Here is a 9,922-nt window from a genome sequence, read left to right on the forward strand (position 1 = left end):
GCGAAGGGCGTGCCGTACTCCTCCCAGCAGCCGCCGACCAGGGCGTTGCCGCTGAAGATGCGCAGCGCCCGACCGATGCCGGCGTCGGCCGGCCGGTTCAGGTCGGTGGCCGCCTCCCACTCATAGTACGGCTCCAGAGCGCCCAGCCGGCTGAGGGTGTAGGCCTCGCTGTAAAAGTCGGTGCCGTTCACGGCGCGCTGGCCGTCCAGCTCGAACACTTCGTTATTGACCACCTTCTGCCCGCCCGGCTGCGGCGAGCTGGCCAGCGGGTCATAGAGCGGCGAGGAAGTGAACAGCAGGTTGATGGCGATGTAGCGCGACACCAGCCCCAGGTCGCCGCCCAGCGCCGCCGGGTCGCGGTAGCCGTCGGGCGCGTACTCCCAGATGGGCGGCATGCGATACTCCTCGATGCCGTCGCCGTCCAGGTCGGGGTTGTCCACGTTCTCCGTGAAGCTCCAGTCCTCCGGCCCGGCCGACAGGTCATAGAACCACGTGCGGCCGTGGCTGCCGCCCCAGGCGGTCGTGACGCGGTACCAGTCGTTGGCCCCGTGGTTGTAGCCGAGGTCGGGATCGGCAAAGTCGGTCTTGGTGTAGAGGTGGAAGTTGAAATCGGGCCGGTTGTACCAGTTGACGAAGAAGATGGTGTAGCCCTTAGCCGTATCCACGCCCAGCCGGCCGGCGTTGTCCATCAGCCACGCCTCGGTCGAGGGCGCGTCGATGTACCAGACCGGGTCGGTGACGTCGAGGACGTTGGTCTGCTGGTTGTTGTAGTAGACCATGCCGGGGGTCATGGGGCCGGGCACGGCGATGTCGCTCAGGTAGCCGAAGAAGTCATTCTCGAACGCCCGGTTAGTGAAGGTGACGTTGTACCGGAAGTTGAACTTCAGGCCCATGTCGCGCCCGGTCAGGCCGTACCACATGGGGGCGCGGACGGCCGGCGCATAACTGTTGGGGAGGACGCTCTTCAGGTCATTCATCCTGAAGTCGCCCTGTTCGTAGCCGACGAACACGAGGTTGATCGGCACACGCTGGGTGTAGGTGACGTGCTGGCCTGGGGTCAGGCCATCGGTAGGGGCGGCTTCGGGCGCTTCGGTCTGGGCCTGCGCCGCCGGCGCGATGAGCATCAGCGCCAAGGCGAGCAGCAAGACCAGGCCGAACAGCAGCTTGCGCCGCGGCAGGGGGAACGAGCGGTTCATTCGATTGACCTCCTAACCACGTATAGGAAATGTCGCCTTACTGGCTCCGCAACCCGTTGGAAAAGGCGAGCGGCGCGGCTAGGGGGAAATGACGGAGACAACGGCCGTTCCGCTGCTTACATTCTGCTCATTTAATAGGATACTCCGAATCGGGCGGCTGTCAATTGAAGAAATGGGCCACTGATGACGCTGATTTGGCTGATTTTCGCTGATAAGGAATCCTCTTTATTCTTATCAGCGAAAATCCTCAAAATCAGCGTCATCAGCGTACCATTCTCCGTTATAATCATCCCATGAGCGCGACGGACGAAGGCAACAAACGTATTCTGGTCGTTGATGACAACGAATTCAATCGCGACGGCGTGGCCCTGTTCCTGCGGAGCAACGGCTACGAGGTGTTCACCGCCGGCGACGAGGCGGCGGCCTTCGCCCTGGCCGAGCAAACCCGCCCCTGGGCGGCGGTGATTGACATCGTCATCCCCGCCGCGGCCCACGGCAAGGCCCAGGTCAGCCAGTCCGTCGGCCTGCGCCTCGTTCGCCGGCTGAAGACGCTTGACCCGACGATGGGCGTCGTCGTCTTCTCCGCTTATGAAGACCGGGGCAGCGACGTGTGGGATCTCATCCGTCAGGGCATCGGCGGGCTGGCCTACATGCTGAAGGGGGCGCGGCCCGACCGGCTGCTGAAGGTGCTGCACGAGACGGCCGCCGGGGCCGTCGTGCTCGATGACCACGTGGCGGCCAACAAGCCGCAGTTGGCCCAGGAGATGCGCGCGCAGTTGGGGGTGGACGAACGCGGCTGGGTGGAGCGCGCCGTGCGGCTGATGCCCACCCTGACGCCGCGCGAATGGGACGTAGCCCGCCGGCTGGCGAACTCCCACAACCTCCTGGGCATCGCCCAGGAGCTTGACCTGAGTCCGCGCACGGTGGAGAACCACATCGGCCACGTCTACGACAAGCTGGGGCTAAACGCCGTCGATACGGCCGCCCCCACCCTGCGCAAATCGATGCTGTTGACCAAAGCCGTAATGATCTACCAACTCCTGTACCGGGACGGATCGCATGAGTGAGGCCGCGCCCGCCGCGCCATCGTCCGCCCACCGCTATCGCCGCGATCCTCTGGTCTGGTTCTTCGTCCTCACCGCCGCCCTGGCCCTGCTGGGCGTGTACGACATGGCCCGCGAGGTTGGGCAGCCGTTCGGCGGCTACCTGAGCTATCGCCGCAGCGCCGCGCCCGTGGGCGAGGTGGACGCCAACACGCCAAGCTGGTGGTCGGGCATGATCCGCAGCCGGCTGCGCCACGGCATTACCCTGCTGGCCGTCGACCGCCGCCGCTACGACGACGCCCGCGACGCCTTCCGCGACGCCGCCGCCGCCCGCCGCCAGTTCGTCAACGTCACCTTCCACGATCCGGCCACCCACCAGATCATGTCGCGCGCCGTGCCCGTGCGCCCCTTCACCCTGGCGCACTTTTTCGACGCGCGCCTGCCCGACCTGATCATGGCGCTCGTCTTTGGCGGGCTGGCCCTGGTCGTCTACCTCAGCGCGCCCACCAACGCCGTCAACCGCGCCTTTGCCGGCGTGACGGCGCTCGTCGCCCTGGTGCGCGCGCTCTTCGTCCACACCCTCTTTCTCGATGATACCCTGTCGGTCGCGGTGGAACTCATCCTGCTGACCATGATCCCGATGGTCGGTGTGGGCCTGATGCACTTTGCCGCCCACTTCCCCTATCCGGTCGGGCCTACGCCGCGGCGACTGGTGCGGGTCGCCGCGGCTGCCGGCGTCGTCGTGGCGGCGGCCGCCGTGGTCGCCCGGCTCGATGCCCCCTCCCAGGAGACGGCGCGGCTGGCGGCCCGCATCAACTACTACGGCACGCTGATCCTCTACGCCGCCGGGCTTCTGGCCGTCATCGGCCGGCTGACGCTGCGCCTGGCCCACTTCCGCCACCTGCGGCCGCGCGAGCGCCGCGTACTGGCCATCGTCCTGATCGGTCTGGCCATCTCCCTGCCCGTGCTGATTATCTCGGCCCTCACGTGGGTGGTCATCGACGGCCAGCAGATCTCCTACTACGTCCGCGGCTTCGACCTGCGCTACGTGCTGCTGGCCGTGCCGCTGACGTTCGCCTACGTGCTGGTGCGCTATCGAGCGCTGCGCAGCCCGTCGCCGCTCTTCCTGGTCGCCATCGCGCTATCGTTCAGCGCCCTCGTCGCCGCGCTGGGCGCGGCGTTGTGGGCCACCAGCCGGCCCGCCTGGCCGCAAGATGGCGCGCGACCGCCTTTCCTGCCACTGTTCATCGCCGCGCTCCTCTCCAGTCTGGTCTGGGGACGGGCCGTCTCCTGGCGCGGCATGTTTGGCCGGCTGTTCCACCCCGACCGGCGGGCGGCGGCGGCGACGCGCGCCTTCGGCCGTCGCATCACCGCCCAGCGTGACCTGAAGCTGCTGCCCGAGGCCATTACCCGCGGCGTGGTCGAGGAGTTCGATCTGGAGCGGGCGGCCATCTGGCTGCGCCCGGCTGAGGGCGAGGCGCTGGAGTTGGCGGCGCGGGCCGGCGACTTCACCGCCGAGCTGCCCCTGGGGCTGTGGCCCGATTCGCCCGACCCGGACGGCGCGCCCCTGCGCATCGACCGGGCGGAGGGGCTGCCCGGCTGGCTGCGCCCGCTGGCGACCGGACTGGGGCTGGACGTGGCGCTGCCGCTCATCGCTGACGACGGCCTCATCGGACTGGTGGCCGTCGGGCCGCGCTGGGACGAGGAGATCTTCGACGACCGCGACCTGGAGACGGCTGAGCTGTTGGGGCAGCAGGCGGCCCTCTTCCTGACCGCCGCGGCCAGCGTGGCCGAGTTGCGCCGCTTGCCCGGCCGCATGGCCGACGTACAGGATCGCGAGCGGCAGCGGTTGGCCCAGGAGCTGCACGACACGACCCAGCAGTTTTTGGGCCGGCTGCCCTTCTATCTGACCGTCGGCCGCGATGCTGCCGCCACGCAACCGGAGATGACGCGCGACATCCTCGACCAGGCCATCAGCGACGTGGAAGAGGCGGCCGCGGTGCTGCGCCAGATCCGCTATAACCTGGCCCCCAGCCAACTGGAGCGCGGCCTGGCCCCGGCGGTCGCGGCCCTCTGCGACCGCTTCCAGGGCCGCACCGGCATCCGCACCACCCTGAGCGTCATGCCGGCGCTGGACGAGCACACCACACAGGAGAACCGCCATACGCTCTACCGCGTTATCCAGCAGGCGCTCGACAACGTGGAGGCCCACGCCGGGGCGACGGCGGTCAGCGTCGATCTGGCCGCCGCCAACGGGCGCGTGACGTTTCGCGTGCGCGACGACGGCCGCGGCGCCAGCGAGGCGCAACGCCAGGCCGCCCAGGCCGCCGGCAGCTTTGGGCTGGCGTCGATGCGGGCGCGCCTGGAGGCGGGCGGCGGCGAGTTCTACTTGCAGACGGACGCCGGACAGGGAATGGAGGTCGGCGGGTGGTTGCCGGGCGGGTTGTAGCCTAAGACCCTCTCCCCAACCCTCTCCCAAAGGGCGAGGGCGTCCGATCCCCCTCCCTGTGGGAGGGGTTAGGGGAGGGCGGGGGACGGCAATGCATTGCCTGACTATGGACACCTCTACGTAAAAATATCAGACAAAAATAGGGGCAACCTCTGTCGCGGCCGGCGTCATTTTGCTTATACTAGAAGATAGTTCCAGCCAGTAGGGCGCAATAATCGAGTCAGAAGGGGAAAGAACTTCGGGGATCAACAAGCCCCGAAGTTCTTTTTTGTCGCGCCGAGTTTAGCGCCCGCGTCCCCATTCGGCCGCAGCCTTAGTCGCCTCGGCCAGGGCGGGGGCGGCCTGGCTCTGGGTCGCCTGATTCTGCGCCAGACCGGCGGTGCTGAAGGCCACGTCGTCGATGAACAGGTTGCTGTTGCGACTGCCGTTGGTCTCCGTCCGCAGTTGCAGATGCACCGTCTGGCCGGCGTAGGCCGCGAGATTGACGGCGTGGCGGTTCCAGCCGGTGCTGTTATTGCTCTGGCACAGGGCGTACTGGGCCACGACGGCCCCATTCACTCTCACGCTGGCGAAGTCGTGGTCGCACGTGTCCTGGGAGGCGATCCAGTAGTAGTAGCTGAGGTAAGGCTCAGTGGGCAGGACAGTCGCCTCCTGCTCGATAAACGAGACCTCGTTGAACTCGCCGCCCAACCACGCGCCCCACGTTCCACTGTGGAGGGTGAAGCCTTCGGGGAAGTCGGCCTGGGAGACGATGATGGGCCAGCCGTGGCCTGAGTACTCCGTCCAGCCTACGCCGCGCCCTTGCTCGAAGTTACCGTTGAGGAGGGGGACGGCGGGGGGAACGTAGGGAATTTGGAGGATGGTGGGGAGGAAGAGATAGGTCGGGCCGGCGCTGTCCTGGTGTTCGATCGAGCGGCACTCATCCAGGGTGTTATTGCTGCCGCGATCAACGCACAGTTGGACCCTCTCGCCGCTCCACGTGTCCAGCTTGACCACGTGCGAGTCGCCGGCGCTGATGCTCAGGTTGTGGTGGACGAGCACCGCCTCGCCTGCGGTCGTCACCCGTCGCAGTTCCAGGTCGTATTGGCCGCTATCGGCGTTCTGATGGCTGAGCGTGACCTGTTTGGCCGATGGGTTCTGCCGCAGCGATACCCCCCGCCCCGCTCCCACGTTGACGCTGCGCACAATGTAGCGCTCGTTCTCTGTCGCCCCACCGGTCAGCGACAGGGTAACTTCCTTGGTCGCGCCGGCCTGCAACGAGACGGTACGCCCATTGTCGGCCAGCGTCAGCGTGTCCGGCGTCGAGCTGACGGGCGTATTCTCTAGCGACGCGCCATAGCCTGGCCCGATGAGCGTCAGCGCATTACCGGCCGTCGCGGCCCCGCTCCGGCTGCGCAACTGAACAGTGTAATTGCCAGAGGGCAGAAAGTAGGTCGGTTCCAGCGACACGCCCAACCCGCCGATCTGCGGCTGGGCGGCCGCACCGGGAATCTCGTTGAGGAACTGCGCGCCCACGTAGCCGACGCGCCGGCCGCTACTGTCGGTGATGAGCAGCGAGACGTCGCCGGCGGTCGCGGCCGTCAGCGCGGCTTGCCCCTCCCGGCCCGCCCCGGCGCACCAGGGGCATTGCGGCGTTTGTAGGAAGAGGGAAAGCGGCGACACGCTTATGTGGGGGTTGACGGCGTCGCCCGTCCAGCTGCCCATCTGGCCGGCCAGGTTGGTGCTGTAGGTGTTGGCCGTCGTGTCGATCAGGATGTGGCGGTTGGCATCGTTGGGCGAGTTGCTGTCGTAGACTTTGATACGCCACTTGCCCTCGCCGGCATTCTCGATGGCATAGGGCAGCACGGAGTGGGCTGCGGTGCGCGCCTGGTTCTCAATGACCAGATTGACCAGCGACGCCCCTTGCAGCTGAAGCGCCTGGTAGACGCGCTGCAACACCTCGTTGGGCGTATTATAGGAACGCCCGGCCGCCACGTTCGGCGCAAATTGCAGGACGTGATGGTACGACAGATTGCGCCGTGCATTACTCTTGTCCAGTCCGTAGGTCAGTTCCTCGCCCGGCTCGAACTGCGACGGCTGGTCGATCTCAGTGTAGAAGCGGAGGGCGGAGGTGGTCATGCCGTCACAGCGGCCGCCACGCAGTTGCCAGACCGTGGCCGCGTGCCACATGATCGCCGCCGGCTTTATCAGACAGGCCGGCCCCACCACAGCCGCGCAGGTGTCGTCCTGGCCGAACATGAGCACCATGTCGGCCTGGGTGTAGTCGCTGAGGTTCGACTCGCCGTAGTTCGGGAAGTTGTAGCCGTCTTCGTTGACTACGAAGCCGATGCTGATGGGGACGATGGTCACCTTGACGTCGATGGGCGCGACCCCCAGGGCAGAACTGACGGCATGCCCCTCGGCCGTGCCACTGACGTCGTTCAGATAGCGGCCCGGCGTGGCGGCCACCTTGACGTTGAAGTGCAGGCTGATCGACCCGCCGGCCGGGGCGACGAATGAGCCGGTCCAGGTCAGCTTCCGGCCGCTGATAGCCGGGTTGGCTGTGGTCACGCCCGTGGTTGAGTTGGCGGTGTAGGTAAACCCCTGCGGCAGTGTGTCCTCGATGGCGGACACAGTGACGGGCGTTCCGTTGGGGTTATTGACGGTGATAGTGTAGCCGTTGGCCCCGTTCGGGGCGGATTCGGCGCTGTCGGCGCTCTTCTGGAGCGTCAGGGGCAGCGCGCCCAGCGGCGAGAACGTGGTCAGGTGACTATGCTGCACCTGGCCGCCGGCCGGCAGGGACAGCTGCCAGCTCAGCCCCATGGCGTTGTCGATGCTCTCGTCGCAACGGCAGGTATTGGGGAAGGGTTGCTTGGTGGCGATGTAGGCCCACAGCAGGTTATAGCTGGTCTGCAAGTAGCGGCTGCCACTTGTCAGGGGCACGTACTGGAGGATGCGGCCGGAGGGCGTGTTGTTGGGGTTCTTGGTGCAGGCCACCGCGCCCACCTGGGCATTGACCATGCCATACCCGTAATCACTCGCGCCCAGATAGCAGTCGGCGGCCCGGTAGAGGATGACGTTCCGGGCCGCGCCGCTGTTGGAGAGCTGCAAGTCAGTCCGGTACGCTTCGGAGCCGACCGCGTAGGTATCGGTCTGGATAAGGCGCACGCCGGTCGCGCCGGCGGCGACAATAGTGACGACGCGATAGGGATCGGCGCTCGTGCCGGAGCCGGTCACGGCCGTCTGGCTGACCGTTGTAAAGGGGGTAAAGCTGCCCAGGTTGCCCGTGGCCGTCCCGCCGTGCTGGCCAAAGTTTGGCGCGTAGAGGACGCCGTCGACGACGAGGAGCGTGCCCGCGTCGCCCGGTCTGGTTCCGGACGGATAAAACTCGTAGTGGGAGCTGTCAAGCTGGTGGGCCACCTGGACGCTGGCCTCAACGCCGGCGTAAATGTGAGTCAGTGGCCCGCCCGAGGCGATGTCGGCGTAGGAGACGGCTTCGGGGGCGTTGCATGGCGGGCCGTCTGCGGGAATGTCCATCTTGCCGGCCGGCCAACACGCCTCGCCGGCCGCCCACGACGGCGCGAGCCGTACAGTGAACAGCAGGGTGGTGACGGCCAATAAGGTAAACAGCAGGGGTATTCGATAGACGCGGCTAAGGCTCATGGCATCCCTCCCTTGAGCGTCTAGCTGGTGCGCGCCGGCGTCCGCTTCGGGAAACCGGCGCGCGGGGACAATCTGAACTGATAGCAGTATAGATCGGCCCGGCCGTCGGGTAACGTGACAAATGTCACGCGCCGTTGCGCAAAACGTCATGTGTCAAATGAAGGCTTCGCCCCAGTTCACTCATCCATCCCTAACCCCCCCATTACATTTTCTTTACGATTCTCCGCCACAATACAACCATATATGAACAGCGTTCTATTTGGAGGCAAGATGAAACAACGTTTTTCGATCGGGCTTGTTGTCATGGCCCTTATCGCTATTCTGCTGACCGGCTGCTCCGTGCTGGATCAGGCCGTCGGCGCGCTGCCCACCCTGTCGCCGACCGCTGCGGCCGTCGTCCAGGAGGTCAGCAGCCAGCTACAGACCGACCCCACGGCCACGGTCGCTCAGACCCAGACCGACCCGGCCCAGGCCCAACCGACGGCCGAAGCGCCCTTCACCGACGCCGACCAGGCCGCCGGCGAGGCGCAGGTCGTCCAGCCGGTTGAAGTGGAGACGACGACGCAGGAAACCATATTCATCGATCTGTACCAGCGCGTCAATCCGGCCGTGGTCAGCGTCAACTTGCAGACGGGCAATGGCTCCGGCTTCATCATCGACGCCGAGGGCTACATCGTCACCAATAACCACGTCGTCGAGGCCGGCGGCCCCATCGTCATCGGTTTCGCCAACGGCGAGACGAAGGACGCCGAGGTCATCGGCACGGACTCGCAGGCCGACCTGGCTCTGCTGAAGGTCGAGGCCGCGCCGGGCGAGCTGACCGTCCTGCCCCTGGGCGACTCGGACGCGCTCCAGGTCGGCCAGCTGGTCGTCGCTATCGGCAGCCCGTTCGGCCTGGACAACACGATGACCACCGGCATCATCTCCGGCCTGAGCCGTTCGCTGCCCACCGATGAGTTCGGCATCACCAGCTACCAGATTCCCAACGTCATCCAGACGGACGCGGCCATCAACCCCGGCAACTCCGGCGGCCCGCTCATCAACCTGGACGGCGAGGTGATCGGCGTCAACACGGCCATCGAATCGCTCAGCGGCAGCAGCAGCGGCGTCGGTTTCTCGGTTCCGTCCAACGTGGTCAAGACGGTCGTGGCCCAGTTGCGCGCGGGCGGCGAAGTGCGCTACCCGTGGCTGGGCATCAGCGGCGGCACGCTGACGGCCGACATCGCCGAGCAGATGGGCCTCGACCGCAGCACGCGCGGCGTCCTGGTCGCCGACGTGACGGCGGGCGGCCCGGCGGAAGCGGCCGGCCTGCAGGGCGGCGACGCGGAGAACGGCCTGGGCGGCGACGTCATCACCGGCATCGACGCCATCACCGTGAACGAGTTCGACGACCTGCTCGGCTACATCGTCCAGCAGACGACCGTCGGCCAGACGGTGACGCTGAACGTCCTGCGCGACGGCCAGCCGCAGACGCTCAGCCTGACGTTGGGCGAGCGGCCCGACACGCCGGTACAGCAAGAGCAGCAGCAGTTGCCGATGCCGCAGCTGCCGTAAGGCGGTGGCGGAGTAAGCGAGCGAAGGGCGGTTCACGC

At 66.7% G+C, this 9,922-nt stretch carries 4 protein-coding genes and 1 pseudogene; 3 read left to right on the plus strand and 2 right to left on the minus strand.

Translation table 11 applies throughout. The annotated features are described in order from the left end of the window. Positions 1-1,196: pseudogene (locus ACE3UY_RS23175) on the minus strand (hypothetical protein); the annotation flags it as partial. A gap of 293 nt (positions 1,197-1,489) precedes the next feature. Here ACE3UY_RS23175 and ACE3UY_RS23180 point away from each other — a divergent pair. Both ACE3UY_RS23180 and ACE3UY_RS23185 read left to right on the plus strand, forming a co-directional pair. Continuing rightward, positions 1,490-2,263, plus strand: coding sequence for a response regulator (locus ACE3UY_RS23180; protein ID WP_374689834.1), 774 nt, complete (start codon positions 1,490-1,492; stop codon positions 2,261-2,263). Continuing rightward, the gene (locus tag ACE3UY_RS23185) at positions 2,256-4,688 is read left to right on the plus strand and encodes a GAF domain-containing sensor histidine kinase (RefSeq protein ID WP_374689835.1); all 2,433 of its coding nucleotides are present in this window, start codon (positions 2,256-2,258) and stop codon (positions 4,686-4,688) included. The genes ACE3UY_RS23180 and ACE3UY_RS23185 overlap by 8 nt, the downstream gene beginning before the upstream one ends. Before the next feature lie 282 nt (positions 4,689-4,970). Here the strand turns inward: ACE3UY_RS23185 and ACE3UY_RS23190 are convergent, their stop codons facing one another. Then, the gene (locus ACE3UY_RS23190; protein ID WP_374689836.1) at positions 4,971-8,330 is read right to left on the minus strand and encodes a hypothetical protein; all 3,360 of its coding nucleotides are present in this window, start codon (positions 8,328-8,330) and stop codon (positions 4,971-4,973) included. 270 nt (positions 8,331-8,600) lie between these two features. Here ACE3UY_RS23190 and ACE3UY_RS23195 point away from each other — a divergent pair, with 270 nt between their 5' ends. Continuing rightward, positions 8,601-9,884, plus strand: a complete 1,284-nt coding sequence (locus ACE3UY_RS23195; protein ID WP_374689837.1) for a S1C family serine protease — start codon at positions 8,601-8,603, stop codon at positions 9,882-9,884. Positions 9,885-9,922 lie beyond the last annotated feature (38 nt).

The sequence above is a fragment of the Promineifilum sp. (SeqCode) genome (assembly GCF_041918635.1).
In the GTDB taxonomy this organism is placed as follows: Bacteria; Chloroflexota; Anaerolineae; order Promineifilales; family Promineifilaceae; genus Promineifilum.

Bases quoted from the DNA above. Each gene is read 5' to 3' on its own strand.
- ACE3UY_RS23180 (WP_374689834.1), top strand. From the start codon at position 1,490: ATGAGCGCGACGGACGAAGGCAACAAACGTATTCTGGTCGTTGATGAC.
- ACE3UY_RS23185 (WP_374689835.1), top strand. From the start codon at position 2,256: ATGAGTGAGGCCGCGCCCGCCGCGCCATCGTCCGCCCACCGCTATCGC.
- ACE3UY_RS23190 (WP_374689836.1), bottom strand. From the start codon at position 8,330: ATGAGCCTTAGCCGCGTCTATCGAATACCCCTGCTGTTTACCTTATTG.
- ACE3UY_RS23195 (WP_374689837.1), top strand. From the start codon at position 8,601: ATGAAACAACGTTTTTCGATCGGGCTTGTTGTCATGGCCCTTATCGCT.